29 protein-coding genes are annotated in these 26,916 nt (G+C 31.5%); 21 read left to right on the top strand and 8 right to left on the bottom strand.

Features of this window, described 5'->3' with window-relative positions; translation table 11 throughout:
* Positions 1 to 311 precede the first annotated feature (311 nt).
* The 17 genes from dapF to pepI all read left to right on the top strand — a co-directional run bounded on the left by dapF (position 312) and on the right by pepI (position 17,568).
* A complete protein-coding gene (gene dapF, locus DWX74_RS01120; RefSeq protein WP_118548310.1) occupies positions 312 to 1,145 on the top strand; it encodes a diaminopimelate epimerase in 834 nt (277 codons plus the stop codon).
* 3 nt (positions 1,146 to 1,148) lie between these two features.
* The gene (locus DWX74_RS01115; protein ID WP_118548309.1) at positions 1,149 to 2,030 is read left to right on the top strand and encodes a YicC/YloC family endoribonuclease; all 882 of its coding nucleotides are present in this window, start codon (positions 1,149 to 1,151) and stop codon (positions 2,028 to 2,030) included.
* 51 nt (positions 2,031 to 2,081) lie between these two features.
* Positions 2,082 to 2,705 (top strand): guanylate kinase, encoded by a 624-nt coding sequence (gene gmk / locus DWX74_RS01110; RefSeq protein WP_006440003.1) that lies wholly within the window; start codon positions 2,082 to 2,084, stop codon positions 2,703 to 2,705.
* Positions 2,699 to 2,968: a DNA-directed RNA polymerase subunit omega gene (gene rpoZ / locus DWX74_RS01105; protein WP_006440004.1), complete on the top strand. Its 270-nt coding sequence runs from the start codon at positions 2,699 to 2,701 to the stop codon at positions 2,966 to 2,968. The genes gmk and rpoZ overlap by 7 nt, the downstream gene beginning before the upstream one ends.
* A gap of 1 nt (position 2,969) precedes the next feature.
* A complete protein-coding gene (gene coaBC, locus DWX74_RS01100) occupies positions 2,970 to 4,172 on the top strand; it encodes a bifunctional phosphopantothenoylcysteine decarboxylase/phosphopantothenate--cysteine ligase CoaBC (protein WP_040410404.1) in 1,203 nt (400 codons plus the stop codon).
* Between the two features lie 71 nt (positions 4,173 to 4,243).
* The gene (priA, locus tag DWX74_RS01095; protein ID WP_118548308.1) at positions 4,244 to 6,736 is read left to right on the top strand and encodes a primosomal protein N'; all 2,493 of its coding nucleotides are present in this window, start codon (positions 4,244 to 4,246) and stop codon (positions 6,734 to 6,736) included.
* A 71-nt stretch (positions 6,737 to 6,807) separates the two neighbouring features.
* Complete coding sequence (gene def, locus DWX74_RS01090) at positions 6,808 to 7,248, top strand: peptide deformylase (RefSeq protein WP_118548307.1); 441 nt, start codon at positions 6,808 to 6,810, stop codon at positions 7,246 to 7,248.
* A 45-nt stretch (positions 7,249 to 7,293) separates the two neighbouring features.
* A complete protein-coding gene (gene fmt / locus DWX74_RS01085; protein ID WP_118548306.1) occupies positions 7,294 to 8,223 on the top strand; it encodes a methionyl-tRNA formyltransferase in 930 nt (309 codons plus the stop codon).
* Between the two features lie 8 nt (positions 8,224 to 8,231).
* Positions 8,232 to 8,966, top strand: coding sequence for a DUF116 domain-containing protein (locus tag DWX74_RS01080; protein ID WP_118548305.1), 735 nt, complete (start codon positions 8,232 to 8,234; stop codon positions 8,964 to 8,966).
* Positions 8,967 to 8,981: 15 nt separating this feature from the next.
* Complete coding sequence (locus DWX74_RS01075; RefSeq protein ID WP_118548304.1) at positions 8,982 to 9,689, top strand: zinc metallopeptidase; 708 nt, start codon at positions 8,982 to 8,984, stop codon at positions 9,687 to 9,689.
* Between the two features lie 409 nt (positions 9,690 to 10,098).
* Positions 10,099 to 10,299, top strand: coding sequence for a hypothetical protein (locus tag DWX74_RS01070; protein WP_118548303.1), 201 nt, complete (start codon positions 10,099 to 10,101; stop codon positions 10,297 to 10,299).
* Between the two features lie 323 nt (positions 10,300 to 10,622).
* The gene (rsmB, locus tag DWX74_RS01065) at positions 10,623 to 11,948 is read left to right on the top strand and encodes a 16S rRNA (cytosine(967)-C(5))-methyltransferase RsmB (RefSeq protein WP_118548301.1); all 1,326 of its coding nucleotides are present in this window, start codon (positions 10,623 to 10,625) and stop codon (positions 11,946 to 11,948) included.
* A 16-nt stretch (positions 11,949 to 11,964) separates the two neighbouring features.
* Positions 11,965 to 12,993 carry a 23S rRNA (adenine(2503)-C(2))-methyltransferase RlmN gene (rlmN, locus tag DWX74_RS01060; protein ID WP_118548299.1) on the top strand — a complete coding sequence of 343 codons (1,029 nt, stop codon included), beginning with the start codon at positions 11,965 to 11,967 and terminating at the stop codon, positions 12,991 to 12,993.
* Between the two features lie 19 nt (positions 12,994 to 13,012).
* Positions 13,013 to 13,759, top strand: coding sequence for a Stp1/IreP family PP2C-type Ser/Thr phosphatase (locus tag DWX74_RS01055; RefSeq protein ID WP_118548297.1), 747 nt, complete (start codon positions 13,013 to 13,015; stop codon positions 13,757 to 13,759).
* A gap of 18 nt (positions 13,760 to 13,777) precedes the next feature.
* Complete coding sequence (gene pknB, locus DWX74_RS01050; RefSeq protein WP_118548295.1) at positions 13,778 to 15,682, top strand: Stk1 family PASTA domain-containing Ser/Thr kinase; 1,905 nt, start codon at positions 13,778 to 13,780, stop codon at positions 15,680 to 15,682.
* A gap of 82 nt (positions 15,683 to 15,764) precedes the next feature.
* Positions 15,765 to 16,496 carry an elongation factor P 5-aminopentanone reductase gene (ymfI, locus tag DWX74_RS01045; protein WP_199647492.1) on the top strand — a complete coding sequence of 244 codons (732 nt, stop codon included), beginning with the start codon at positions 15,765 to 15,767 and terminating at the stop codon, positions 16,494 to 16,496.
* 187 nt (positions 16,497 to 16,683) lie between these two features.
* Complete coding sequence (gene pepI, locus DWX74_RS01040; RefSeq protein ID WP_118548291.1) at positions 16,684 to 17,568, top strand: proline iminopeptidase; 885 nt, start codon at positions 16,684 to 16,686, stop codon at positions 17,566 to 17,568.
* 261 nt (positions 17,569 to 17,829) lie between these two features.
* Here pepI and DWX74_RS01035 read toward each other — a convergent pair whose 3' ends face one another.
* Positions 17,830 to 18,939: an acyltransferase family protein gene (locus DWX74_RS01035; RefSeq protein WP_118548289.1), complete on the bottom strand. Its 1,110-nt coding sequence runs from the start codon at positions 18,937 to 18,939 to the stop codon at positions 17,830 to 17,832.
* A 307-nt stretch (positions 18,940 to 19,246) separates the two neighbouring features.
* Between DWX74_RS01035 and rsgA the strand changes: the two genes are divergently transcribed.
* The 3 genes from rsgA (at position 19,247) to DWX74_RS01020 (ending at position 21,497) form a co-directional block, all read left to right on the top strand.
* Positions 19,247 to 20,128, top strand: coding sequence for a ribosome small subunit-dependent GTPase A (rsgA, locus tag DWX74_RS01030; RefSeq protein ID WP_118548287.1), 882 nt, complete (start codon positions 19,247 to 19,249; stop codon positions 20,126 to 20,128).
* 3 nt (positions 20,129 to 20,131) lie between these two features.
* Positions 20,132 to 20,785 carry a ribulose-phosphate 3-epimerase gene (gene rpe, locus DWX74_RS01025; protein ID WP_118548285.1) on the top strand — a complete coding sequence of 218 codons (654 nt, stop codon included), beginning with the start codon at positions 20,132 to 20,134 and terminating at the stop codon, positions 20,783 to 20,785.
* Positions 20,786 to 20,846: 61 nt separating this feature from the next.
* Complete coding sequence (locus DWX74_RS01020; RefSeq protein WP_118548283.1) at positions 20,847 to 21,497, top strand: thiamine diphosphokinase; 651 nt, start codon at positions 20,847 to 20,849, stop codon at positions 21,495 to 21,497.
* Positions 21,498 to 21,911: 414 nt separating this feature from the next.
* Here the strand turns inward: DWX74_RS01020 and DWX74_RS01015 are convergent, their stop codons facing one another.
* Positions 21,912 to 22,379, bottom strand: a complete 468-nt coding sequence (locus tag DWX74_RS01015) for a DUF6773 family protein (protein ID WP_118548281.1) — start codon at positions 22,377 to 22,379, stop codon at positions 21,912 to 21,914.
* A gap of 95 nt (positions 22,380 to 22,474) precedes the next feature.
* Complete coding sequence (locus DWX74_RS01010) at positions 22,475 to 22,675, bottom strand: helix-turn-helix transcriptional regulator (RefSeq protein WP_006440023.1); 201 nt, start codon at positions 22,673 to 22,675, stop codon at positions 22,475 to 22,477.
* A gap of 315 nt (positions 22,676 to 22,990) precedes the next feature.
* On the opposite strand from DWX74_RS01010, the gene DWX74_RS01005 reads away from it, so the two are divergent.
* Complete coding sequence (locus DWX74_RS01005) at positions 22,991 to 23,626, top strand: HAD family hydrolase (protein ID WP_118548279.1); 636 nt, start codon at positions 22,991 to 22,993, stop codon at positions 23,624 to 23,626.
* Between the two features lie 227 nt (positions 23,627 to 23,853).
* On the opposite strand, the gene DWX74_RS01000 is transcribed toward DWX74_RS01005, so the two are convergent.
* The 5 genes from DWX74_RS01000 to DWX74_RS00980 all read right to left on the bottom strand — a co-directional run bounded on the left by DWX74_RS01000 (position 23,854) and on the right by DWX74_RS00980 (position 26,754).
* Positions 23,854 to 24,684, bottom strand: a complete 831-nt coding sequence (locus DWX74_RS01000) for a histidinol-phosphatase HisJ family protein (protein WP_118548277.1) — start codon at positions 24,682 to 24,684, stop codon at positions 23,854 to 23,856.
* Positions 24,685 to 24,955: 271 nt separating this feature from the next.
* The gene (locus DWX74_RS00995; RefSeq protein ID WP_199647491.1) at positions 24,956 to 25,144 is read right to left on the bottom strand and encodes a cysteine-rich KTR domain-containing protein; all 189 of its coding nucleotides are present in this window, start codon (positions 25,142 to 25,144) and stop codon (positions 24,956 to 24,958) included.
* A 9-nt stretch (positions 25,145 to 25,153) separates the two neighbouring features.
* Complete coding sequence (locus DWX74_RS00990; RefSeq protein ID WP_118548275.1) at positions 25,154 to 25,444, bottom strand: hypothetical protein; 291 nt, start codon at positions 25,442 to 25,444, stop codon at positions 25,154 to 25,156.
* A gap of 2 nt (positions 25,445 to 25,446) precedes the next feature.
* Positions 25,447 to 25,743, bottom strand: coding sequence for a DUF2089 family protein (locus DWX74_RS00985; protein WP_118548273.1), 297 nt, complete (start codon positions 25,741 to 25,743; stop codon positions 25,447 to 25,449).
* A 180-nt stretch (positions 25,744 to 25,923) separates the two neighbouring features.
* Entirely contained in the window at positions 25,924 to 26,754 is an 831-nt protein-coding gene (locus tag DWX74_RS00980; protein ID WP_118548271.1) for a histidinol-phosphatase HisJ family protein, read from the bottom strand.
* Positions 26,755 to 26,916 lie beyond the last annotated feature (162 nt).

Below are 26,916 nucleotides of genomic sequence, written 5' to 3'. Positions count from 1 at the left end.
GTAAGAGAAAAATTAATATTATGGATTTCTAAGAGTTGAAAGAGTTTGTAAAAATTAATGAAATATATTTAATTATATTTATTAAAAAAATAATAGAATTAATCATATTTAAAATAAAAGTTTAACGTCAATGTAAATAATAATTTGGAAACAATGAAATTTTAGTGTATAATTATATAGTTAAGGAAGACTATTTGAAACACACATACGGAACGTTCAAGTGTCAATAAAAACTACCACTTAAGTTTGAACAGAATTTTATTATTCTCAAAAGTAGGTAGTAAAAATACTTTAATAAGGAGTGTAAAAATATGAAATTCTGGAAACTGCATGGTATAGGAAATGATTTTATAGCTATAGATGGAAGAACTGACGGAAAGAGTCCTTCTGAGTATTCTTCGTTAGCGTTACAGGTATGTAATAGAAGAATGTCTGTTGGAGCAGATGGACTTTTAGTTGTAAAAAATTCAAATGTAGCAGATATAGAAATGGTTTATTACAATTCCGATGGTTCAAGGGCTGCTATGTGTGGAAATGGACTTAGATGTTTTTGCAGATTTGTCTATGATAACCATATGGTCAACGAAAAAGAGTTTGATGTTGATACGTTAGCAGGTATAAAGCATGTAACAATAAATACTTCAGACTTAGGAGATGTAATAAATATAAAGGTAGATATGGGAGAAGGTTCATTTAAAACTAGTGATATTCCTATGGCTACAGATAAAGAAAAATTCATCGAGGAAAAAGTACATATATTAGATAGAGATTTTACAATGACATCTATGCTTATGGGCGTACCACATACTATAGTATTTGTAGATGAATTTGATTTAGATATGATAGAAAAATACGGACCAGCTATTGAAAATTGCGATTTATTCCCTGAAAAGACAAATGTAAACTTTGTAAAGGTGAGAGACAAGTACAATATAAATGTATACACTTGGGAAAGAGGATGTGGATATACATTAGGCTGTGGAACAGGAATGACTGCAGCTGCAGTAGTCTGCAATTATCTTGAAAAAACAGAAAAGAGCATGAATGTTACATCAAAAGGTGGAACAGTTAAAATTGATATAGGTGATAAAGTATTTATGACAGGACCAGCTGTTAAAATATGTGAAGGATATCTGGAGGTTTAAAAGATGGCAATAAGTATGACAGGCTTCGGAAGAGGCGAATATAAGGACGACAATTATTATTTTTTAGTAGAATGTAGAACAATAAACCATAAATATTCTGATATAAATATAAGACTTCCTAGAAAAATAGCTTTTTTAGAGGATAAAGTTAGAAATTTAGTAAAAGACTATGTTAAAAGAGGTAGAGCTGACGTATTTATAAAATTAGAACTTACTGGTAGTGAAGATGTAAGTTTAAAATTCGATGAACAGTTAGCAGATCAGTACTACAATATACTAACTCGGATAAAAGAAAGATACTCTATGGATGACGATATATCTATAATGAATATTGCAAAATTCCCAGATGTTGTTAGAACAGAAGAAAAAGAGGACGATGAAGATCTTCTTTGGAATATGTTAGAACAGGCAGTTAAGGCTTCTATGGAAAAACTTACTGAAATGAGAACTATAGAAGGTAAGAAACTTGCAGAAGACATTAAGATGAGATGCGGATTACTTAGAGAATACATAGATAGAATAGAAGAATACTCTGAAACAGTAGTGGTTGAGTATAAAGAAAAATTAACTTCAAGAATAAAAGAATTCTTAGATAACCCTGAGATAATAGACGAAAACAGAATAGCTATGGAAGTTGCTATATATGCTGACAAGAGCAATATAACAGAAGAAATAGTTAGATTTAAAAGCCATATAGCTCAGTTAAAAACAACAATAGAAAGAAATGATTCTATAGGTAGAAAAATAGACTTCTTAATTCAGGAAATGAACAGAGAAACTAATACTATCGGTTCAAAATCATCAGATTTAGAAATAACAAACACAGTTGTTGAAATCAAGAGCGAATTAGAAAAAATAAGAGAACAGATTCAGAATATAGAATAATTTGGTAAGATTTATTCTATATGAAAATAAATTTAACGGAGGATTTTGAAAATGAATAGAAAAGGGATTCTAACTGTTGTTTCAGGACCTTCAGGTGCAGGAAAAGGTACTATATGTAAGGAGTTATTAAAAAATAACGAAAACATAAAATTATCAGTATCTGCAACAACTAGAGCTCCTAGAGAAGGGGAAAAAGAAGGCGTAAATTACTACTATAAAACACATGAGGAATTTAAAAAAATGATAGAAGAAGGAGATCTTTTTGAATATGCTGAGAGATACGGCAATTTCTATGGAACTCCAAAAGCAGCTATAATGGAAAATCTTGAAAAAGGTCAGGATGTCCTTCTTGAAATAGAAATGATAGGTGCTTTAAATGTTAAAAAAATGTGCCCAGATTCAGTGCTAATATTCGTATTACCACCATCTTTAGAAGAATTAAAGAGAAGATTAGTGGGAAGAGGAACTGAAACTGAAGAACAGATTGAAAAAAGATTCAGCATGGCGTATGAAGAGATACAGACTCTTAAAGAATACGACTATTTCATAATAAATGAAGATGTTGAAACTGCAGCTAAAGATATAGAATCTATAATAGCAGCGGAAAAAAACAAAACAGAAAGATACAAAGAAGCAATACTTAAAGAATTTGAGGAGGAATATAAAAAATGTTAAAACCATCAATAAACGACGTATTAGAAAAAATAGACAACAGATACTACTTAGCTTGGACAGTAGCAAAAAGAGCTAGAGAATTAGTTGACGGAGCTGAACCTTATGTAGAAACAGCTAAAAAAGAAAAACCAGTTATAACTGCTACTAAAGAAGTTGCAGAAGGAAAAATAACTTACAGATTATTAACAGAAGAAGAAATAGCATTAAAAGAAAAATTACATCAGGAAGAACAGAATAGACAGATAGCTGAACAGCAGGAGTAATATTATGGAAAAGAAAACAGTAGTAATCGGAGTTTGTGGCGGAATTGCTGCATATAAAGCTTGTGATATTGTTAGTAAATTAAAAAAATTAGATTTAAATGTTCATGTAATAATGACTAAATCTGCTTGTGAGTTTGTAGCTCCGATGACTTTCCAGACATTAAGCCAGAATTTTGCTATAACAGATATGTTTGAAGAACCAAAAACTTGGGATGTGGAACATATATCTCTTGCAAAAAAAGCGGATACTTTTTTAATAGTACCTGCAACTGCTAACGTGATAGGGAAGATAGCTGGAGGTATAGCAGATGATATGCTTACTACTACAGTTATGGCTACAAAAGCACCAGTTATAATAGCACCTGCTATGAATACAAATATGTACGAAAATCCTATAGTGCAGGATAATATCGAAAAACTAAAAGGATACGGATACAAGTTTGTAGAGCCAGCTTCTGGTAGACTTGCTTGTGGAGATTTAGGTAGAGGAAAATTAGCAGATGTGGACGATATAGTTCATGAAGTTTATGTTTCTCTATTTGGAAGCGATGACTTAAAAGGTATGAAAATAACTGTTACAGCAGGACCTACAGTTGAAGATATAGACCCAGTAAGATATATAACTAATAGATCTTCTGGAAAGATGGGTTATTCAATAGCTAAAAGAGCAATTATGAGAGGTGCTGAAGTAACTCTTATATCTGGGCCAACTAGTTTAGATAGACCTAGAGGAGTACACAAATTTGTACAGACTTCATCTGCAGAAAGTCTTTATAATGCTGTAAATGATAATTTTGAAGATTGTGATGCACTTATACAGAGTGCTGCAGTTGCGGATTATAAACCTAAGAATTATTCAAAGAAAAAGGTTAAAAAGAAAGATGGAGATCTTTCAATAGAATTAGCTAGAACTAAAGATGTTGCCAAAGAAATGGGTAAAATAAAAGCGGACAAGGTTTTAGTTGGATTTGCAGCTGAAACAAATGACTTACTTCAGAACGCTCAGAGAAAAATAGAATCTAAAAACTTAGATTTTATTGTTGCAAACGACTTAACTAAAGAAGGTGCCGGATTTAATACAGATACTAATATAGTTAAGATAATAGATGCTGACGGAAATATGGAAGACTATCCAAAGATGAGCAAAGAAGATGTTGCGGATATAATACTTGATAAGGTAAAGGCAATAATAGAAAATCAGTAATAATTAGAAAATAGAGGAGGTAACTCCTCTATTTTTTCACATAATATTTTAGAATTAGGAGGGATTTGTGAATGTATGCAGAGGTTATAGTCAGGAGTAATACGGTTTACACAGACAATCTCTTCACTTATAAAATCCCAGAATTTCTAGAGGATATTGTTAGAATAGGACATAGAGTTTTAGTTCCTTTTGGAAAGGGTAATAAGCCTATAGAGGCATTTGTCTTTAAGATTAAGAATAATTTTGGAGATGAAAAAGGTTTAGAGGAAGAGAATTCAGATAAAAAATTTAAGATAAAAGAGATTGAAGATATTTTGGATGAGGAACCTTTATTTTTACCTGAGCAGCTAGAGTTAGTTCATTGGATGAAGAATAGATATATTTGCACATATATGGAATGTATAAATATGATTTATCCAAAGGGACTTAAATTAAAAAATTATAAAGTTGCAGTTTTAAAAAATGATTATTTGGAAAAGCTAAATTCTCTATCTGATGATGAGAGAAAAGTTGCAGTAAAAATTTCGGGAAATAAAGGAAAAATTAAGGTAGAAAAGCTAAAATACTTGGAAAATATTAATAATATACTACACCGAATGAAGAATAAAGGTGTTGTAGATATAAAATGGGAATATACTAACACAAAAAATGAAAAAAATATGTGTTTTGTGAGTCTGAGATACGATGAAGATGATACAGAGGAGTATATTTCTGAGAATAAGATAAGAATTGGAAATAAGCAGCGAGAGATTATAGAGTTCTTAAAATTAAATGAGGAAGCTGAGATAAATGATATTGTTGAGATTTTAAAGGTTTCTAAGCAGAGTATAAATTCATTGAAAGATAGAGGTTTAGTTGATTTTACAATGAAGGCATATTATAGAAAGCCTGAATCCAGATATGGTGCTGAATCAAAGAAAATAGAGCTAAATGAGCAACAGAAAGAGGTTGCTGATATTATAAAAAATGAGATGTTTGAAGAGGACAAAAAGCCATACATACTTCATGGGATAACAGGAAGTGGTAAGACAGAGGTATATATGGATATAGTAGAATACGCATTATCTCAAGGATTGGACAGCATAATACTAGTTCCAGAGATTTCACTTACACCTCAGACCGTTGCTAGAATAAAGAATAGATTTGGCGATATAGTAGGAGTTTTCCACAGTCAGCTATCTGAAGGAGAAAAGCACGATGTTTTCAGAGCTGTTAAAAAAGGCGAGATAAGAATACTTATCGGAGCAAGATCAGCTCTATTTGCACCATTTAGAAGTTTGGGAGTTGTAATAATCGACGAATTCCACGAGGCTTCGTACAAATCTGAGATGAATCCTAAGTTTAGTGCACTTGAGGTTGCGAGATATATGTCTTTTAAAAACAATGTGACCTTGGTGATGGGGTCAGCAACTCCTTCAGTAGAGGAATACTATAAAGCGAAAAATGGAGAATACAAACTATTAAAGATAGATAAAAGAGCAAATTCTAAACCGCTGCCTAAAATAGAGGTTGTGGATATGAAAGAAGAGCTGGGTATGGGAAATAAGAGTATATTCAGTTCTGTTTTGATAGATAAGATAAAGAAAAATACTGCAGAAAAAAATCAGACGATTTTATTCTTAAATAGAAGAGGATATGCAAACTTTGTATCTTGTAGAAGTTGTGGTTATGTTATGAAATGTGAAAACTGCGATATTTCTCTTACATATCATAAAAGAAGCAACTCTGCTAGATGCCACTACTGTGGATACGAAAAGCAGGTTCCGCAGGAGTGTCCAGAATGTGGTAGTAGTTATTTAAGACCATTTGGAACTGGAACTCAGAGAATTGAGGAAGAACTAAAGCACTTAATTCCTGGTATTAAGGTGCTTAGAATGGACAAGGATACTACGGCTAGAAAGGGAGCTACTGAGGAAATTTTAGAGAAATTTAGAAATAAAGAGGCTGATGTTTTGATAGGAACTCAGATGATTTCTAAAGGACTAGATTTTTCTGATGTTACACTTGTAGGAATAATTTCGGCGGATATGATGTTAAACTTCCCTGATTTTAAAAGTTTTGAAACAACATTCCAGTTGATTACACAGGTTGCAGGAAGAGCAGGTAGAGCTGATAAAGAAGGAGAAGTTGTGCTACAGACTTATAACACAGATCATTATGCGATAAGATGTGCGATGGATTATGATTTTGAGAAGTTTTATGAAAATGAAATTAAAATCAGAGAAACTTTTGAATACCCACCATTTAATAATATGATAAGTGTTGTTATAAGTGGAGAAAATGAAAAATTAGTAGAAAAAAACGCATACTCAATGTACAATTCTTTAAGATATTTATTTAAAGGAAGAGGAATTGAGGATTTAAGCTTTATATTAGGGCCAAATCCTTGTGCTATTTCTAGGATAAATAAAAACTATAGATGGCAGATATTATTTAAGGATGATGGTGTTGAAATTAATCTTTTAAAGGGTATAATTAAATATGTATGCATAACAAAACGAGATGTTGTATTTGACAAGGGAATAAATATTTCTATCTCGGTTAATCCAAACAGCGTACTTTAAAATAAAAAATTAAATGTGTTAAAATTTATAAAATAACGGCAGTAAAAGGCTGCTATTAGGAGGAAGAAAAAATGGCTTTAAGAAGAGTTACAAAAATGGGTGAACCAGTATTAAGAAAAAAATGTAAACCGGTTACAAAATTCGATGAAAAATTAGGACAGTTATTAGATGATATGGCTGATACTATGTACGAAGCAGATGGTGTAGGTCTTGCTGCACCTCAGGTTGGTATGTTAAAAAGAGCGGTTGTTATAGATATCGGTGAAGGGCTTATAGAATTAATAAACCCAGAAATAATAGAAACTGCTGGAGAACAGACAGATATAGAAGGTTGTTTAAGTGTAGATAATATAAACGAACCTGTTACTAGACCATACTTTGTAAAAGTAAAAGCTCAGGACAGACATGGAAATGAATTTGAATTAGCAGGTGAAGAATTATTAGCTAGAGCTTTCTGCCACGAGTTAGACCATTTAGACGGAATATTATTCGTTGATAGAATAGAAAAATAATTGATAGATTAGAAAATAGTAAACGAGAAAGTAGGATGAATGTAGATGAAAGTTGTATTTATGGGGACTCCAGATATAGCTGTTCCATGCTTACAGAAATTAATAGATGAAAAGCATGATATACTAGCTGTAGTTACTCAGCCTGATAAACCAAAGGGCAGAGGTAAAAAACTGGCAATGCCACCAGTAAAAGAATTAGCTGTTGAGTACGATATACCAGTGTATCAGCCAGTTAGAGCAAGAGATGAAGAGTTTGTACAGACTATAAAAGAAATAAATCCAGATTTAATAGTAGTTGTAGCATTTGGACAGATACTTCCAAAAGAAATACTAGAAGTACCAAAATTTGGATGTGTAAACGTGCATGTTTCTTTACTTCCAAAATACAGAGGAGCAGCGCCAATAAACTGGGTAATAATAAATGGTGAAGAAAAAACTGGTGTTACTACAATGTATATGGATGAAGGACTAGACACAGGTGATATGATACTGACAAGAGAATTTAAGTTAGATGATCAGATAACTGCTGGTGAACTTCACGATATAATGATGGTTGAAGGAGCAGAAGTATTAAAAGAAACTGTTGATTTAATAGCAGAAGGAAAAGCTCCAAGAACTCAGCAGAATCATGCAGAATTTACTTATGCACCTACAATGGATAAAGAATTAGGTCATGTAGATTTTAGCAAAACTTCAAAAGAAATACACAACCTAGTTAGAGGAGTTAATCCTTGGCCAAGTGCTTATGCTATATACAATGAAGGAAAGATGAAAATCTGGAAAACAGAAGTATTAAACGAAACTAGCAATAAAGAGCCTGGTACTATACTAGGCACAGATAAAATGGGGATAAAAGTAAGTACAGGTGATGGCGTAATTTTAATAAAAGAAATGCAGATGCCAAATAAAAAGAGAATGCCTGTATCTGAATATATAAAAGGTAACAGTATAGAAACTGGAGCTGTTCTTTCATAGGTGATATCATGTCAGATATGAAGAAGTATTCAATAAGTATAGCTATTTTATTTTCTATACTACTTGCAATAACTTTAATTGGAGACTTTTTAATTGTAGGTACGCCTAGTTTAATAATATATATTAGCATTGCGATACTTCTACTGATTGCAGCGATATTATTGTTTTCTGCAATTGTTACTAAAAAAGTTTTAAATGATAAAAAAGTTAGTCCAAGCTTAATGAAAATCAATTATAGAATTGTAAAATTACTATACCCTATAATTGTAGTTATTTCAGAATTAGCTGGTATGTCTAAGAGTGGAATTAGAAGAGTTTTTATTAAGTTAAATAATAGCTATGTCAGAACTGGAAAATATTCTTTAAAGGGTAAGGATATACTAGTGCTATTACCTCACTGTTTACAGCAACATACATGTAAATTCAGAGTTACTTCTACAATAGAAAACTGTGCTAGATGTGGGCTATGTAATATATCAGATCTTGCAAAGTTAGGTGATGATGAAGACGTACACGTATTTATAGCAACAGGGGGGACTTTAGCGAGAAAGGTCATAATAGAAAATAGACCAAAAGCTGTAATTGCAGTTGCTTGTGAGAGAGATTTAACTGAAGGAATTATTGATGTTAAGGGAATTCCAGTACTTGGTGTCTACAATGAAAGACCTAATGGACCTTGCTTTGACACTAGGGTAAATATGGATATGGTAAGAGAAGCTGTATCGTTTTTTAAAGGGGAATAGGAAGGTGATTTTAAAATGATGCCATATTATGGAATGGGTATGCTTTACGACCCAACAATGATGATTTTAATACCTGCGATACTATTTACAATGTACGCACAGTTTAAAGTATCATCAACTACAAATAGATTTTTTAGAATAAAATCTCGTAGTGGATATAATGGACAGCAGACTGCTGAGAGAATTTTAGCAGCTAATGGAATAAGAGATGTTAGAATAGTTCCGATAAGAGGGACTTTAACTGACCATTACGATCCAAGAAGAAAAGTACTTAGATTATCAGAAGAGGTATATTATGGTACTTCTATTACATCAGTTGCTGTTGCAGCACATGAATGTGGTCACGCACTACAGCACGCTTATGGATATGCACCACTTACAATAAGAGGGGCAATAGTTCCTGTTGTAAACTTTGCATCTAGTTTATCTTGGATACTTATATTTGTAGGTTTATTCTTCTCAGGAAATAATACAATGTTACAGCTTGGGATATTAATGTTCTCTGCAACAGTAATTTTCCAGTTAATAACACTTCCAGTAGAGTTTAATGCATCAAGTAGAGCATTAGTTCAGTTACAGGATTTAGGTATTGTGGATAGTGGAGAAGCTAAGGAAAGTAGAAAAGTGCTATCTGCAGCTGCGATGACTTATGTTGCTGCGGCATTAACTGCAATACTACAACTTGCAAGACTATTACTAATAGCAAACAATAGAGATGATTAATAGGAGGGGCTGTCACAATATTTTGTGGCAGTCTTTTTTTATGCCTTGAATAATTATTTGAATTCCTCTCCAGGCTTCAATGCCCCGCAAAATTATATAAAACCTTAAATCTGTTGCGGGGCATTTCCAGATTGTCGAGTTCATTTCAAATAATTATTCAAGACAAAAAAGAACTGCCAACAAAATATATGTGCCAGCCAGGCCTAAGGGTAAAAAGATATAAGAAAGTAAAATGTATGAACTTTTTGCAGAATTGTCGATGCAAATTAATTTGTGATTACTCGATAAAAGAGCAATTGAAAAGATTGCAACAGCCAATGATTTATCTATTTTAAGTATGAAATATTGAGTTTTGAATAAAAAATACTTATAATGAAAGTATATCAATCTAAGAAGGGAGGTTGAGATTATGATTAGTATAGAAAAAATGAAAGAGGCGGAAGGTAAAAGAGTAAGACTTATTTTTGATGATGGTAGTACAAAAGAAGGATTTTGTGTATCTTATGAAGCTCCAGCTGATGAAGATGAAGAATCAATGTTATTTATAGACGATGACTTCGCTGAGGTACAATCAAGTATAGAAAAAATAGAAATATTAGACGAAAAATAATGAAAAAATAAAAGTTTAGGAAATTAGCAATCTAATAAATATTGCTTTTTTTGTATGGAAATCAGTTTGAGTTGATAAAATTAATTTATACACAAAATGATAGAATTTTTATCTCAAAAGAAGATGTATATAGCCAAAAGCTACGACAATCTACAGACGACACGCAACTTATAAATGTGTTACATGAAATAGCGTGTCGTCGAAGCCTGGAGTGCGTTGGCTATATCATCTTCTTTTTTGAGTGACAGAATTCTATTATTTGGTGTATAATTAATATTAGATTACTATGCAAGTTTATTGCATAAAGATAGAGAGGTTAGAATATGAACGCAAGAGAGGCGGCATTTAAGATTCTTTGTGATATTGAGATAGAGAAAAACTACTCTAATATGGCAATCAATAAAATTTTTAAGAATGAAAAGATAAGTGATAAAGATAAAGGACTTGCGACAGAGCTTGTTTATGGAGTTATAGAAAATAGAAAATATTTAGATTTTATAATAAATAAATTATCAAAGATAAAAGTTAAGAAGATGTCTAGTTTTGTTAAGATAATTCTTAGAATGGGTACATATCAGATTTTATTTTTAGACAAAATTGAAGACCATGCTGCTGTTAATGAGACAGTTAAGCTGGCTAGTAAATACGATGGAAAGTCTAAGGGATTTGTAAATGCTATTTTAAGAAATGAGATAAGACAGAAGAGAACTATAAAATACATAGATATAGAGGATCCAATCAGAAGATTAGCTGTTAAGTATTCATATCAGCAGTGGATAGTAGAAGATTGGGTTAAAAACTTTGGTATAGAGTTTGCAGAGGAGCTTCTTGAAGCTTTAAACGAAAGACCAGATTTATATGTTAGAACAAATACTTTAAAAATAGATAGAGATTCACTTTTAAAAGAATTTGAAAAAGAGGGAATTAAGGCAAGTAAGGCTATGTTACCAGAAGAGGCTATAATGGTTGAAAACTTCAAGGGAATAGAAAGCTCTAGATTATATAAAGAAGGACTATTTACAGTTCAGGATATAAGTTCTATGCTTGTGGCAAAGGTAGTAGCTCCTAAGGAAGGCGATATGGTATTAGATATGTGTAGTGCGCCAGGTGGAAAGAGTACTCACATGGCTGAGCTTATGAAAAACACAGGAAAGATAGTATCAAGAGATGTTTTTGACCACAAAATCAAAGTAATAAAGGCAGCTGCGAAAAGACTAGGTATAACAAATATAGAAGCTGAAGAATTTGATGCAGCTAATTTAGACGAAAATAGTATAGAAAAATTTGACTGTGTTCTTACAGATGTTCCTTGCTCTGGACTTGGAATAATAAGAAGAAAACCAGAAATAAAATATAAAGCTAAAGAAGAATTGGTAGATTTACCGAAAATTCAAAGTAAAATACTTGAAAATGCATCTAAATATGTTAAAATAAATGGAACTTTAGTATATTCAACTTGTACAGTTCAGGACTGTGAAAATATAGAAGTTGTTGAGAAATTCTTAAAAGAAAATCCAAACTACGAATTAGTTCCAATAGAAGGAATAAATGTAGATCCAGATGAGCAGGAAAAAGGATATATAAAAATATATCCAAATGTTCATGGAATGGATGGATTCTTTATAGCAAAAATGAAAAGAGTTAAATAATAAATGAGGTAATATTATGGAAAATAAAAAGGCTTTGAAAAATTTTACAGAAGCTGAGATGAAAGAATTTATGAAAGAAATCGGAGAAAAAGCATTTAGAGGAACTCAGGTTTATTCTTGGATTTACAAAGGTGCTAAAACTTTCGAAGATATGAAAAACATTCCAAAATCTCTTAGAGAAAAATTGGAAGAAGTTTCTTACATAGGTAATATAGATATAGAATTAAAATTAGAGTCTAAAGACGGTAAAACTAAAAAATATCTATTTTTACTAAATGATGGAAATATAATAGAAACAGTTATGATGGATTACGATAGTAGGGTTACTGTTTGCGTTTCTAATCAGGTAGGTTGTAGAATGGGATGTAGATTCTGTGCATCTACTATGGATGGATTAGTTAGAAACCTTGAGCCATGGGAAATATTAGACCAGATAATGAAAATACAGGAAGATACTGGAAAGAGAGTGTCTAACCTAGTTCTTATGGGAAGTGGGGAGCCATTAGACAACTACGATAATACAAAACAGTTCTTAAAAATCGTAAATGATGAAAATGGATTAAATATAGGATACAGACATATAACATTGTCTACATGTGGTATAGTTCCTAAAATTTACGAACTAGCAGATTTAGAAATTCCTATAAACTTAGCGATATCCCTTCATTCTCCATATGACGATAAGAGAAAAGAAATAATGCCTGTTGCTAATAAATACAGTATCAATGAAATATTAGATGCTTGTAGATATTATATTAAAAAGACTAATAGAAGGGTTACATTTGAATATTCTTTAATAAAGGGTGTAAATGATGGCAAGAAAGAAGCTGAAGCTCTAGCAGCTCTATTAAAAGGAATGCTTTGCCACGTAAATTTAATACCTATAAATGAAGTTGATGAGAGAGATTTCAAAAAACCTGATAAGGCATTTATATATAAATTCAGAGATTATCTTGAAGAAAGAAATATTCCAGCGACTGTCAGAATTTCTATGGGTTCTGATATAAGTGGAGCTTGTGGACAGTTAAGAAGAAAACACAAGTAATCTGAAAAGGAGGGATTTTATGGAATTTTATTTTGCCTCTGATGTGGGATTGGTTAGAAAAAATAATGAGGATTATTGTAAATGTGAGATTGTTGAAGTAGAGAATGAAGAAATTGGCTTGTTTGCAATAGCTGACGGTATGGGAGGCTATAAAAAAGGAGAGGTAGCCAGCAAGATGGCAGCCGAGAATATTATCTTATTTCTAAAAGAAAACTTACTTCAAACTAGCAAAATTAAGATAGAATATATAGACGATATACTAAAACAAGCGTATAATAATGTGAATAGCCTAATTTTTGAAAAAGCCGAAGAAGATGAAAGCTTTTCAGGAATGGGAACTACATTGACAACTGCTATATTGTACAAAAATTATTTGTATGTAGCTAATGTCGGCGATAGTAGAGGATACGTCTACAGTGAAGAAAATGGATTAAAAAGAATAACAAGAGATCATTCATATGTTGAGGGATTGGTTGAAAGCAATGAAATTACAGAAGAAGAGGCTTTAACTCATCCAAATAGAAGTATTATAACTAGAGCAATTGGTCCAGATCCTTTTGTCATAGTTGATATATTTAAACAAAATATCGAAAAAAGTGATATAATACTTTTAGCAACAGATGGTCTTACAGGTTGCATTATCGATTCTAAAATAGAAGAGATAATTAAAGAAAATGAAGATTTTGAAGATATGAGCGATGAATTAATTGATACAGCCAATAATGCTGGAAACGACAATGTTTCCGTAATACTAGTTAGAGTTTAGTTGGGACGGTGATATAACGTGGGAGATACAATTTTAGGAAATAGATATAAGATAGAAAAGAAAATTGGCGAAGGTGGAATGGCCTATGTTTATGAAGCAAAGGATAAATTGCTGAATAGAGTAGTTGCTGTTAAAGTTTTAAGACCTGAGTTTGTAGATGATCAGGAATTCTTAAAGAAATTTAAAAGAGAGGCTGAAGCGGTTGCAAGTCTTTCGCATCCAAATATAGTTAATGTTTACGACGTTGGAGAAGACGGTAAAGTTCATTACATAGTAATGGAATATGTAAACGGTAAAAACTTAAAAGAAATAATACAGGAAGAAGGTACTCTTGATGAGTACACAGCTTTAGACATAACTAAACAGATAGCTATGGCTCTTGGTTGTGCTCACAAAAGGGGAATAATACATAGAGATATAAAACCTCACAATATACTTATATCAAACGAAGGTAGAAGTATAGCTAAGGTTGCAGATTTTGGTATAGCTAAGGCTGTTTCAAATTCTACAATGACTAATATAGGTGGGGTAATAGGTTCTGTACATTACTTCTCTCCAGAACAGGCAAAAGGTAAATTTGTTACAAACAACGCCGATTTATATTCATTAGGTATAGTGCTTTATGAAATGCTTACAGGAAAACTACCTTTCAGAGGGGATACGCCTGTGTCTATAGCTCTTCAGCACATAAATGATGATATAGAGTTTACAGAAGAAGAAAAAATAAGAATACCTCAGAGTGTAAGAACTATAATCAAAAAACTTACAGAAAAAAATAGCGCTGATAGATATCAGACTGCTGAGGAACTTATAGAAGATATAGAATACATCGAAAAAAATATAGACTTAGATTTTATAAAAGAATACGATGATTTTGCAACAAAACACATAGATGAAAGAAATCTAAATACAGTTGGAAAACCTAGAATAGCTCCATCTGCTATAGCAGATATAGACGGCGATGATGCTGGTTATTACGATGATAATGACGAGTATGATGATGATTTATACGATGATGAAGAGGAAGAAGAAGATTACGTTCCAAAGAGAAAAAGAAAGAAAAAGAAAAAAGTAATAAAAGAAGAAACTCCTAAGACTAAGAAGAGATTAAAAATAGCTGCGGTTATACTATCATTAATACTTCTAGCACAGGTAGGATTATTCTTCAAACTATTTGGTTCAAGTATATTTGGTGGAGGCGATAATGAATTAATGGCTCCTAATGTAGAAGGTATGCAGGTAACTCAGGCTGAAGCTACACTTAAAGAAATGGGATTAAAATTAGAAATAACTAGCTATGAATACAGCTATTCGGCAGCTGAAAATGAAATAATTTCTCAGGATCCAGATGCTGGTACTGAATTAAAAGAAGGCGATACAATTACAGTTGTTGTAAGTAAAGGTAATAATAATAAAGAAGAACCTAATGTAATTGGTATGACTTTAAGTCAGGCTCAGAGTATGATTCAGGCAAAAGGATTTGCAGTTGGTAATGTAACTTATGAATTTAGTTCTGCATATAAAGAAGGAACTGTTTTAGAACAGAGTACTTCAAATGGTAAGATATCACTTGTAGTAAGTAAAGGTGAAGATACAGCAAATAAACCAACTGTTCCAAATACAGATGATCAGAATACTGACAATAATACTGGAACAAACAACAATAGTGGTTCAAGTAATAACGGTGGCTCAAGCAACAATGGTGGTTCATCAAGTGGTGGAGACCATAACAGCGGTGGTTCATCAGGCGGTGGATCTGATAATAGTGGTGGTTCATCAGGTGGTGGATCTGACAATGGTGGCTCATCAGGAGGAGATTCAGGTGGATCATCAGGCGGTGGATCTGACAATGGTGGCTCATCAGGAGGAGATTCAGGCGGTTCATCAGGCGGAGAATCTGGTGGCGGAGAATCTGCTGAATAAGAAAATAATAATTTAAAATAAATAAAAAAGTATCCTTTCAATCGGGGGATACTTTTTTTATGATAATTTGGAGGAAAATGAAATGAATAAGACAGTAGTAGTGACAGGTGCTTCTAGAGGAATTGGAAGAGCAATAGCTATAGAATTTGCAAGAAATGGATATAATGTATTGGCAAATTATAATAACTCAGAAAAAGAAGCTAAAGAGCTAGAAAAAATATTAATTGAAGACGGATGTAATATAAGGATTTTCAAAGCCGATGTGTCTAAAAGTGCTGAAGCAGATGCTATGATAGATTATTGTTTAAAAGAGTTTGGAAGATTGGATGTACTTGTAAATAATGCTGGTATAAGTCAAGATAAATTATTTACAGATATAACTGATGAGGAATGGGAAAGAATGATGTCTGTAAATGTTACAAGTGTATTTAACTGCTCTAGAAAGGCACTTCAGCATATGATATGGGAAAAAAGTGGAAGTATAATAAATATAACATCTATGTGGGGTGAAACTGGTGGTTCTTGTGAGGTACATTATTCAGCGTCAAAAGCTGCGATAATAGGTATGACAAAGGCACTAGCTAAGGAAGTTGGGCCTTCTAATATAAGAGTAAATGCAGTATCTCCGGGTGTAATAATGACAGATATGTGCGCATATTATGGAGAGGAAACTTTAAATGAACTAAAAGAGGAAACTCCTTTAATGAGGTTAGGAAAAGCAGAGGATGTTGCAGAAACTGTATATTATTTAGCAGACAAAGCATCATTTATAACTGGTCAGGTTGTAGGAGTTAATGGAGGAATGGTTATATAAATTTGTAAAATATTACAATTAATTATAAAAAACGTTTTTCTGATTTAAAAAAATATGCACATATTGGAAAATACTATTATAAAATTACTTGTAAAACTAGTATACTATTGTTATAATATAGTCAAATGGCAAATTTTTGATATGCCATTTAATGGAATAATAAAATCACAAGTGAGGAGTGAATTTAATGAAAATAGTAGAAGGATACATGCCTTTTAAAGAGTACAAAACATATTATCGTATAGTAGGGGAACCAAATCCAGAAAAAGCTCCTATAATATTACTTCATGGTGGACCAGGGTCTACACACAACTACTTTGAAGTATTAGATAAAATGGCAGAAATGGACAACAGACAGATAATAATGTACGACCAGATAGGTTGTGGAGAATCATTCGTTGAAAATAGACCTGACTTATGGAACAAAGAAGTTTGGATAGAAGAATTAATGTCTTTAAGAAAACATTTAGGACTTGATGAAGTTCATATACTTGGACAGTCTTGGGGTGGAATGCAGCTTCTTGAATATATCTGTAACTACAAACCAGAAGGTGTTAAGAGTATAATACTTTCAAGTACACTTCCAGCATCTTGGATGTGGGGATTAGAACGGAAAAGATTAATATCTATGCTTCCAGAAGATATGCAGAAAGCTATAGACTACGCAACTGCAAACAATGATTATTCTTCTCCAGAATATCAGGCAGCTGAAGCTGAATACATGAGACGTCACGCTGCAGGTTCTTACGGTGAAGGAGATCCAGAATGCTTAACTAGACCAGTTAAAAAAGGTGCTGAAGCATACGTAGTTGGTTGGGGACCAAATGAATTTACTCCTCTTGGAACATTAAAAACTTACGATGTTACAGAACAGTTAAAAGATATAAAAGAACCAGCTCTAGTTATATCAGGAGGAAACGACTTATGTACTCCATATATAGCTAAATATATGTACGACAGAATACCTAATTCTAAATGGGAATTATTTAGAGATTGTCGTCACATGTGCTTCGTTGAAGACAACGAAAAATACATAAACCTATTAATAGATTGGTTAAATGCAAACGATTAATATATAAAGTTATTAAAAAAGAAAAAATCATATCCTATACCGCTTCAGGCTTCAGCTACGGCGAAGCCTCCGCCTGCAGATTGGCGCTGGTATTAGGATATGATTTTTTTCTTTTTAGTAAGTTATATGTTAATCGTTGATAAAGGGAGAAGTTAGTAAATTGTATTGTTTTAAGTTATTATGGTAATTGATTTTATGAAAGGAATATAAAAAAGAGATTAGTCGATTTTTGATTATTTAGTCGATTAATCTCTTTTGTTTTTATGCTTGTTTTAGTTCTTTGTTTTCTTTTATTTTATTGCAGATATGTACAAATACAAGTGGTAGTACGAGGCATAGTACAGGAGAGATGAAGTAGTCAAATAGTTCTCTTGAGTTTCCTAGTATTCCTGTGTCTGCAAATTGTGTTAGTAACCATTTTATTAGTAAATGGTGTATCATTATACTCCAAGTGTTGTTTCCTACAAAGTTTATCAGTTCTGGCAGTTTTCTTTTAAATCTTAGCGCTAGTCTGCACATAAATTCTGCTAGATACAATGCGTATAATATTCCTAAGATAGAAGTAAATAGGCTTATAAATGTGTGTCCGTTGAAGCTTACAGTCCTAAGTGAGAATGTGCAGTATCCAAATATCCGATAAAATACTGCTTTTGTAGCCACGATTGCAATAAATCCTTTTACTGTGTATTTTATATGTTCTTCTACAAATTCTTTGTAGAAAAGTCCAATTTGCATAAATTGAAGTCCCCATGCAGTTCTAAGCATAGCATGGAATAATGCTACATCTTGATTTTGTACAGGATACATGTTTGCAAAGTGAGCTGCAAATAATCCAACTACACAAAGGAAGATTGTAAACATACTTTCATCAAGTAATTTCTTTTCCTCTCCAAATTTGAATGATTTTACAAATAAAGAGAAGAATCTTCTTGTAAGTGGGAAGACAATCCGCACAGTAAACAGGAATGGAACAAACCATCCAGGGCCATTAAAGTAGAATTGGAATCCTCCTAAAAATGGCTCGATAAAAATGCTGTGCAGATTAAAGTGTATTTCCCTTTCTAAAAGTCCAAGTCCAACCAATACTAGAGTAAGGAAGAAGTAAAATAAATTTGCCTTGTAGTATTTTGTTATATTTTTAAATCTCTTTTTAACCAATGTTAAATAATCACTTTCATATATTCTTTTGTAGAAATACCCCGACGCAAATACAAACAGTGGTATATGGTAAGAGTATTCAGGGAAAAGTTCCCTGCTCGAAGTTATCGGTATTCCTATCAAATTAAATAGATTTTCATCTAAATGACAGCTTACCACGACAATTATGCCGAGAGCTTTAAAAGCTGTCATCCTCAAATTTTTTTCTTTCATATTAAACAATCACCCTTTTTCGTATTAAATAAGTATCAATTTTATTTTAAATAATCAATCTTTTAAAAAATCTTAAATTTGAACAATTCTTATTATATCATATTCTAAAAATATTATAATAACTAAAGCTTTATTGGTGCTTAAATTATAAATAAAAATTTACTAGATTATTTTTTAAAAATTATTTTCATACAATAGCATACTTTTTAGAAAATTAAAGAATAAAAAATGGAAGTATTTAAAGAATAAAAATTAGAATTATGATAAAATAGAAAGAGTAATAACTTATATAAAAAGGAGCGATGTAATGCTAAAGGGAAAAATAATTAAAGGTCTTAGCGGATTTTACTATGTAGATACAGAAAACGGTTTATATGAATGCAAGGCTAGAGGAATTTTTAGAAAGCAAAAAATTACACCTCTTGTTGGAGATAATGTTGAGATAAGCATAGTAGATGAGGAAAATAAAAAAGGTGTTGTTGAAACAATTGAAGAAAGAGAAACTGAGCTTGTTAGACCACCTATTGCAAATGTAGACAAGGCTCTAATTGTGTTTGCCGTTAAAGATCCAAAACCTAATTTATCTCTTTTAGATAGATTTATTGTCCATGCCGAAAGAGAAAATCTTGAGATAGTGATTATATTTACTAAGATGGATTTAGACGATGGCTCACTAGATGAACTAGTTGAAATATATGAAAAAGCTGGATACAAGGTTATACCTGTCAGCAGTGAAAAACATATAAACATAGACAAAGTAAAAGAAGAATTAAAAGGAAATACTGTTGTGTTTGCTGGTCCTTCAGGTGTTGGTAAATCTAGTTTATTAAACCAGATAGATGAAAGCTTCCAGTTAAAAACAGGAACAGTAAGTGAAAAAATTGGTAGAGGTAGACACACTACTAGACATGCAGAGCTATTAAAACTAGAATGTGGAGGAATTGTAGCAGACACTCCAGGATTTAGCTCACTTGAATTAGATGGAATTGATGAAATGGAATTAAAAGAGTATTTCATTGAATTCGATAAATATGACGAATGCAAATTTGGTTCTAAATGTGTGCATGAAAATGAGCCAGCTTGCGACGTAAAAGAGGCTGTAGAAAATGGGGAGATATCAAAACAGAGATATGAAAGTTATCTACAGTTATTAAACGAAATAAGACAGAAAAACAGTAGGAGGTATTAGGTTATGGTTAAATTAGCGCCATCAATATTATCAGCAGATTTTGCTAGATTACTAGAAGACGTAAAGAAAGTTGAAAAAGCAGGATGTGAGTATCTTCACATAGATGTTATGGACGGACATTTCGTACCAAATATAACTCTTGGACCTGGAATAGTTAAAAGTTTAAGAAAAGATGTAAATATGGTATTTGATGCACATCTTATGATAGAAAATCCAGATAACTACATAGAAGAATTCGTAAAAGCAGGATGTGATATAATAACAGTTCACGTTGAGGCTTGTACTCATCTTCACAGAACTATACAGAACATAAAATCTCATGGTATAAAAGCAGGGGTTGTTTTAAACCCAGCTACATCTTTAGATACTATAAAATACGTTCTTGATGACGTTGATATGGTTCTTTTAATGTCTGTTAACCCAGGATTCGGTGGACAGTCATACATACCATGTGTAACTGAAAAAATAAAAGAACTTAGAAAAATGATAGACGAAAGAGGTCTAAATGTTGAAATAGAAGTTGACGGTGGAGTTAAACCATCTAACATAAAAGAAGTAGTAGAAGCCGGTGCAGATGTTTGTGTTGCTGGTTCTGCTATATTCGGTAAAGATGATATAGATGCAGCTGTTAAAGATCTTAGAGAAAGCGCAAAATAGTCAGTATTTGAGATAAATAGTTAGTGTCTTAAAATAAAACTAGAAACAGAGTGAGAAAGATTTGAAAACTTGTATATTTTTAAATGGTTCTATTTACGATTATGAAGATATAAAAAGTAAGATAGAATCAGAGAATTACGATAATATAATTTGTGCGGATGGTGGTGCAAATCACGTCTATAAAATGGGGATGACTCCGGGATATATTATAGGTGATTTGGATTCAGTTAATCCGAAAATTGTAGAATACTATAAAGAAAATGGTGTGGAATTTAAGAAATTCCCAGAGAAGAAAAATGAAACGGATTCAGAGCTTTGTATTATATTAGCTGATATGCTTGGTTCTAAGGAAGTTGATTTGTATGCAGCTCTTGGTGGAAGAATTGACCACACTTTAGCAAATGTGAAGTTATTAGATTATATGAGAAGAAAGGGTATTACTCCGAGGATTATAACTGAGGACGAGATACTTTATCTTGTTCATAATGGTAGTTTAAATGTTAAGGGTAATAAGGGAGATACTTTATCTGTTATTCCTATTAGAGGGGATGCAGCAGGGATTAGCCTTTACAATTTAGAGTATCCACTTGATAATTTCACTATGGACTATGCTCAGCCTAGAGGAATATCTAATGTGATGCTTGGAGATGAGTGCACAGTAGAGATAAAAAATGGCTCAGCAATTGTTGTTCGCAATTTAAAAGAAGTATAAATATAGAGAAAGAAGAGGGACTGTTACGTATCTTGTAGCAGTCCTTTTTTGATTTAAGCTTTTTTAATTTAGTGCATAGTAAAGAGTGGCTAAATCAAAATTTGACAATCCTTTGTTACTATGCGAAGCATATGAGATATAGACAAACTCTTCTCCAGGCTTCGACGTGCGTGTGGGTAAAATGATTTATTGTAATTAAAACCCACGTCTGCAGATTGTCGAAAGAGTTTTGTCTATATAACTCATATGCTACATATTATTAATAGTCTTGACAAATTTTAATTTAAAGCACTCTATAATAATGCATTAAATTAAAAAAGCTTAAATAATAAAAGTGGACTGCAATACAAGATACTGTAACATCTCATCTTTTATATCCATATCCGAAAAAAATTGGGGATGTCAGAATAATTTTTATTCTTCGTCGTCGCTTTCGTCGAGTTTGTTTCTTCTTTTGTTTGTTATGCTCATGCAGATTTGTAGTAGGATATATGTTAGTATTCCTGTGAATAGTGCAGACATTATAAATGCACCAACTATTGCTTGTTCAGTTTCGTGTGGGAATGTGAATGCGTTTAATAATCCAACTATTACACCTGCTATTATTGCTCCAATTGCATTTGTTTTGTTAGAGGCTTTTATAGATCTCGCCCATATTCCATTTTTTATGCAGCTAAATAGCATGTATATGTCTAATGCAAAAAATGTTATAACTTCTCCTAATATATGAGGCTCTGTTCCAGTGTAATTTGCGTATGCCATTTGTACAAACATAGATATTACAAGTAGCGAGAATGTAATCCAAACCCCATGGCTTTCTATTTTTAATAATTTTTGTTCTTGCATTTCATCTAAATAATTTCTTTTAAATATATTTCTCATAAAATTTTCCTCCAATCATATTGTGTTTATTTATCTTTTTGTATTTCGCTTATTTATCTTTGACTAAACTTAAAAATAATTTTAATAGCCAAATTTTATTCGTTATCCCAGAATAATTCGTCCAATGTTTTTCCGAGCACTTTGCAAATTTGTATGCATAAATTTATTGTAGGATTGTAGTCGCCTTTTTCTATAGCACTTATTGTCTGTCTAGTTACACCGACTTTTTCTGCTAAGTCCTTTTGTGTCATATCTAAAGCTGCTCGTGCTGATTTTATTTTTAAATTTTTAGGCATTTGCTCACCTCATTTCTATCCTTATCTTTAGTTTAAATATAATATATATAATACAAAAAGTCAAATATATTTTACTTTTATATAAATAAATATTACTTTTAGGTGTGAGAGATTTACAAAAATACATGGAATTATTTGAAAAAAGACAAAGATAGAAGGAAAAATTAAGATAATAAGTAAATGATATGTAAATAATATTTATAATATGTATATACAAAATAAGTGCAAAATATATCCAAAATAGTTTAAAGATGATATAATTAAGTAGATAGATTTTGAAATCTAAATTAAAATTAATAAAGTGAGGGTAAAATTATGAATAGACCAGACTCGATAATTTTTGATCTAGACGGAACAATGTGGGACACAAGAGATGATGTCGCAGAAATATGGAATGAAGTTTTTGAGAAGTATGGATTTGAAGCTAGTTTAACTGGTGAAATAGTGGCAAGTTATATGGGGATGCCTTACGATGAAGCAATGGAACAGATGTTAGGGCACATACCTGAAGAAACTAGAAAAATAATGATGGATGAGTGTGCAAGTATAGAAGCTCAGACAATAGATAGAAAAAATGGTGGAAAAATATTCCCGAATGTAAAAGAAACTCTTGATGAGCTTGTTAAAGACTACAGATTATTTATAGTAAGTAATTGCCAGAAGGGATATATTGAAGCATTTTTAAGAATAAATGGGCTTGAAAAATATTTTGAGGATACAGAAAATGCTGAAAATACAGGGCTTCAGAAAGGCGAAAATAATAAATTAGTGATAGAAAGAAATAATTTAAAAAATCCTGTATATGTAGGTGATACTCCAGGAGATGCGAGAAGTGCAAAATTTGTTGGAATACCGTTTATATATGCGGAATATGGATTTGACACAGTAGAGGAGTATGATGCTAAAATAGCTGATTTCTCTGATTTATTAAAACTAGATATGTTTAACTAAGTAATAATGGCGATAATTTCTAAAAAACTCCTTTAAAAGCTAGCCATCATTACTGAATTCCTCTCCAGGCGATCAAGTTGCATTGTCGAGTTCATTTCAGTAATGATGTCAAGCAAAAGGAGTTTTTTTATAGAAAATTATCGTCATTTATTTTAGTTAAATATATCTGATGTTTGTAATATCAGAGAAGTCAGCTATTTTTGCATTTGAAGTTAGACTAGAAAAGTCTATAATTCGTGGAATATAGGTTTCATTTTTTCGAATGTGCAGAATTTTTTAAAGCCTATATCTCTAAGTTCCTGCTTTAATTCTTCTATATGCGAGTTTGTTAGGTCTTTTTTGCAGTGAGAGTCGCTGCCTATTGTCAGTACTTCTCCACCTAATTCTAAGTATAGTTTTAGTATATCTTTTGATGGCATTAAATCGTCTAGTTTGTATTTTATAGAAGAAGTGTTTAATTCTATGCCTTTTCCGTCGGCTATTACACGTTTTAAGATTTTAGTTATTATATCTTTATTTTCTACAAAAGGATTGTAACCGTCTTTTTCGTCGTATCTTTTCATCATATCTAAATGCCCAAGAACACAGTAGTTGCTGTAGTTTTGAACTAGGTAATATATTTCATTGAAATAATCTTCGTAGTATTCTTTTTCTGTTCTTCCATCTTGATAACTGTGGTTCCAAAATTCTTTATCATCAATCTGATGAACTGAAAGGATTATAAAATCAAGAGGGTATTTTTCAAATAATTTGTTGTATTTTTCAATATTGTATCTCTGTATTCCAAATTCAAGTCCATTTTTTATAGTTATCTGATTTTTATACTTTTCTCTAAGAATTTCTAAATCAGAAAAATACTTGTCATAATCTACATTGAAGTATTTTTTAGTAGCTTTGTTATTTCTAAGGTCTTCCCAATCATCTTTTATCCCGTAGTCGACGTGATCTGTAAAGCAAATTTCCTCAATGCCTGTAGAAATAGCATCCTTTATACAATCTTCCATTGGATACATTGAATCACTACTAAAAATAGTGTGGGTGTGGTAATCACAAAACATAATAAATCTCCTTTTTTAGTTTAATTATATAGTATAATTTAAAATTTTGGTAAAAACTATACCTATATATTATAAAATATAATTACAAAAAGAAAAAGATGGTTACTACCATCTTTTTCTATAACTTTTAAGAATATTATAGTAAACTTTTGATAATTATTCTAAATTGATACTATAATAAATGTTATATTAGTGATAAAATTTTAGAAATTGCAAATATATGTTATAAAAAATAAAAAGCCGATAATAACAAGGGAATATACCTTATATATTATCGGCTCTGCGTCTGAGCGTCTGGCTCTTTGATAACTGTTATATTAAATTGTTTAAGATTTATTAGTGTTTCCTGTTTGCATTTTGGACAATAAAGAGGAAAGTTTTTAAGCTCTGTATTTTCTCTTATTTTTAATCTTGTTTTATTTTTACAAACAGGGCATAGTATCCATTGTTCGTTCAACATATTACACCTCTATTCAATATCTTTTATTTTCATTTTAAGAAGTTCATTTTTATGATATTGGTGTCTTCCATCAACCCACATAAATAATTCTAAAGCTAAAATAATCGCACATGGTACAACAAATTCTACAGAAAAAGCTACTTGTTTAACAAAATATAATGCTGTCATAGCAACGAGAGAAATTGAAGGGACAATGGCTCCTAGTTGCCATGCTTTTCTTGTAGTTAAGTATCTTTGTGTTCCAAATATAGTTAAAGTAAGTGCTATTGTGGAAATACTCCATATAATCTTAGATAGCATAATCACCGCTTCCTTTCCTGTTTGTATTTTTCAATGATCATTTTTGCGGTTTCTAAATCAATTCTAGAGTCAACCGCAAGACCTTTAATAAATGCAGAGAATGGTTCTTCGTCTTTTTGGTCGCTCAATTCAATTTTTTGAATGAGTTTATCAAGTCTTAAACGTACAGTAGGATAAGAAACCTCATACAACTTTGCAATTTCCTTGAGTGATCCTGATTTTAGAACAAAATTTTTTAAAAATGTAATGTCTTCCATCTCTAGTGCAAGTATCCATTGTGGTATTTTATCTATATCCATTTTATCACTCCTTTATTTTTAACTTTAATTATATTAAGTATAACATAAATAATATTAAAGTCAATGGTTATATAAAATTCAATTTTATTATTTTAAACTATATTTTATGAATAAAAAAAGACTGATACAAAATATGTAACAGTCTTTAAATAACACTATTTATATAATAGCAGATTAATTTTATAATTCGTGGAATGTAGGCTGCATTTTTTCGAATGTGCAGAATTTCTTAAAACCTATTTCTCGAAGTTCTTGTTTTAGTTCTTCTATGTGAGAATTGCAAAGATCTTTTTTACAGTGAGAATCGCTGCCGATAGTCAGGATTTCCCCACCTAATTCTAAATACAATCTAAGAATATCTCTTGAAGGCATTAAGTCATCTAAGTGATATTTTTTAGTAGAAGTATTCAATTCTAGGCCTTTTCCATCAGCTATAATGTATTTTAAAATCTTAGTTATAATCTCTTTATTCTCTATAAAAGGGTTGTATCCATCTTTTTCGTCATATCTTTTTAATAAATCTAAATGACCTAAAACAGAGTAGTTATGGAAATTCTGAACAAGATAGTATATATTTTCGAAGTATAGGCTATAATATTCCGCCTCAGTTTTTCCGTCCTGGAAACTATGATTCCAAAGTTCTTTATTGTCTATTTCGTGAACAGACATTATGATAAAATCAAAAGGATATTTTTTAAATAACTCCTCGTATTGTGGAATTGTGTGCTTTTGAACACCAAATTCAAGCCCAGTTTTTATAGATATCTTGTCTTTATAAAGCTCTTTAACTCTTTCTATCTCTGGAAAATATTTTTCAAAATCGACATTTAAAACCTTACCTTCAACTTCTTCTGGTTTTAAATCTTTTAAATCGTATTTAACACCGTAATCTACATGATCTGTAAAACAAATTTCTTTAATTCTGAGAGAAATTGCATCTTTTACACATTCCTCCATTGGATAATTTGAATCGTCGCTAAATACTGTATGAGTATGGTAATCGCAAAACATAAAAACGCCCCCTTTTTTTCTGTAGTTATACTTTTAATTATATCACCGACAAAACTAAATTCAATATATAGAAACTCTTAAGAAATTCTTTAAAATTATACAAAGTCTATCTTTAAAATTATTCAATACAATATAATTAACAAAAGAGAGAAAGGAAGTTTG

Source organism: Peptoclostridium sp. AF21-18 (assembly GCF_003478825.1).
In the GTDB taxonomy this organism is placed as follows: Bacteria; Bacillota; Clostridia; order Peptostreptococcales; family Peptostreptococcaceae; genus Peptacetobacter.
This window is presented reverse-complemented; position numbering and strand designations above follow the sequence as displayed.

What these genes read in the sequence shown, in the direction of transcription:
- pepI (WP_118548291.1), top strand. Translation starts at nt 16,684, where the DNA reads ATGAAAATAGTAGAAGGATACATGCCTTTTAAAGAGTACAAAACATAT.
- rlmN (WP_118548299.1), top strand. Translation starts at nt 11,965, where the DNA reads ATGGAAAATAAAAAGGCTTTGAAAAATTTTACAGAAGCTGAGATGAAA.
- priA (WP_118548308.1), top strand. Translation starts at nt 4,244, where the DNA reads ATGTATGCAGAGGTTATAGTCAGGAGTAATACGGTTTACACAGACAAT.
- DWX74_RS01015 (WP_118548281.1), bottom strand. Translation starts at nt 22,379, where the DNA reads ATGAGAAATATATTTAAAAGAAATTATTTAGATGAAATGCAAGAACAA.
- rpoZ (WP_006440004.1), top strand. Translation starts at nt 2,699, where the DNA reads ATGTTAAAACCATCAATAAACGACGTATTAGAAAAAATAGACAACAGA.
- DWX74_RS01055 (WP_118548297.1), top strand. Translation starts at nt 13,013, where the DNA reads ATGGAATTTTATTTTGCCTCTGATGTGGGATTGGTTAGAAAAAATAAT.
- ymfI (WP_199647492.1), top strand. Translation starts at nt 15,765, where the DNA reads ATGAATAAGACAGTAGTAGTGACAGGTGCTTCTAGAGGAATTGGAAGA.
- DWX74_RS01000 (WP_118548277.1), bottom strand. Translation starts at nt 24,684, where the DNA reads ATGTTTTGTGATTACCACACCCACACTATTTTTAGTAGTGATTCAATG.
- DWX74_RS00985 (WP_118548273.1), bottom strand. Translation starts at nt 25,743, where the DNA reads ATGGATATAGATAAAATACCACAATGGATACTTGCACTAGAGATGGAA.
- DWX74_RS01075 (WP_118548304.1), top strand. Translation starts at nt 8,982, where the DNA reads ATGATGCCATATTATGGAATGGGTATGCTTTACGACCCAACAATGATG.
- DWX74_RS01005 (WP_118548279.1), top strand. Translation starts at nt 22,991, where the DNA reads ATGAATAGACCAGACTCGATAATTTTTGATCTAGACGGAACAATGTGG.
- DWX74_RS01070 (WP_118548303.1), top strand. Translation starts at nt 10,099, where the DNA reads ATGATTAGTATAGAAAAAATGAAAGAGGCGGAAGGTAAAAGAGTAAGA.
- DWX74_RS01010 (WP_006440023.1), bottom strand. Translation starts at nt 22,675, where the DNA reads ATGCCTAAAAATTTAAAAATAAAATCAGCACGAGCAGCTTTAGATATG.
- DWX74_RS01115 (WP_118548309.1), top strand. Translation starts at nt 1,149, where the DNA reads ATGGCAATAAGTATGACAGGCTTCGGAAGAGGCGAATATAAGGACGAC.
- rpe (WP_118548285.1), top strand. Translation starts at nt 20,132, where the DNA reads ATGGTTAAATTAGCGCCATCAATATTATCAGCAGATTTTGCTAGATTA.
- DWX74_RS01080 (WP_118548305.1), top strand. Translation starts at nt 8,232, where the DNA reads ATGTCAGATATGAAGAAGTATTCAATAAGTATAGCTATTTTATTTTCT.
- gmk (WP_006440003.1), top strand. Translation starts at nt 2,082, where the DNA reads ATGAATAGAAAAGGGATTCTAACTGTTGTTTCAGGACCTTCAGGTGCA.
- DWX74_RS01035 (WP_118548289.1), bottom strand. Translation starts at nt 18,939, where the DNA reads ATGAAAGAAAAAAATTTGAGGATGACAGCTTTTAAAGCTCTCGGCATA.
- rsgA (WP_118548287.1), top strand. Translation starts at nt 19,247, where the DNA reads ATGCTAAAGGGAAAAATAATTAAAGGTCTTAGCGGATTTTACTATGTA.
- def (WP_118548307.1), top strand. Translation starts at nt 6,808, where the DNA reads ATGGCTTTAAGAAGAGTTACAAAAATGGGTGAACCAGTATTAAGAAAA.
- DWX74_RS00995 (WP_199647491.1), bottom strand. Translation starts at nt 25,144, where the DNA reads ATGTTGAACGAACAATGGATACTATGCCCTGTTTGTAAAAATAAAACA.
- DWX74_RS00980 (WP_118548271.1), bottom strand. Translation starts at nt 26,754, where the DNA reads ATGTTTTGCGATTACCATACTCATACAGTATTTAGCGACGATTCAAAT.
- rsmB (WP_118548301.1), top strand. Translation starts at nt 10,623, where the DNA reads ATGAACGCAAGAGAGGCGGCATTTAAGATTCTTTGTGATATTGAGATA.
- dapF (WP_118548310.1), top strand. Translation starts at nt 312, where the DNA reads ATGAAATTCTGGAAACTGCATGGTATAGGAAATGATTTTATAGCTATA.
- fmt (WP_118548306.1), top strand. Translation starts at nt 7,294, where the DNA reads ATGAAAGTTGTATTTATGGGGACTCCAGATATAGCTGTTCCATGCTTA.
- DWX74_RS00990 (WP_118548275.1), bottom strand. Translation starts at nt 25,444, where the DNA reads ATGCTATCTAAGATTATATGGAGTATTTCCACAATAGCACTTACTTTA.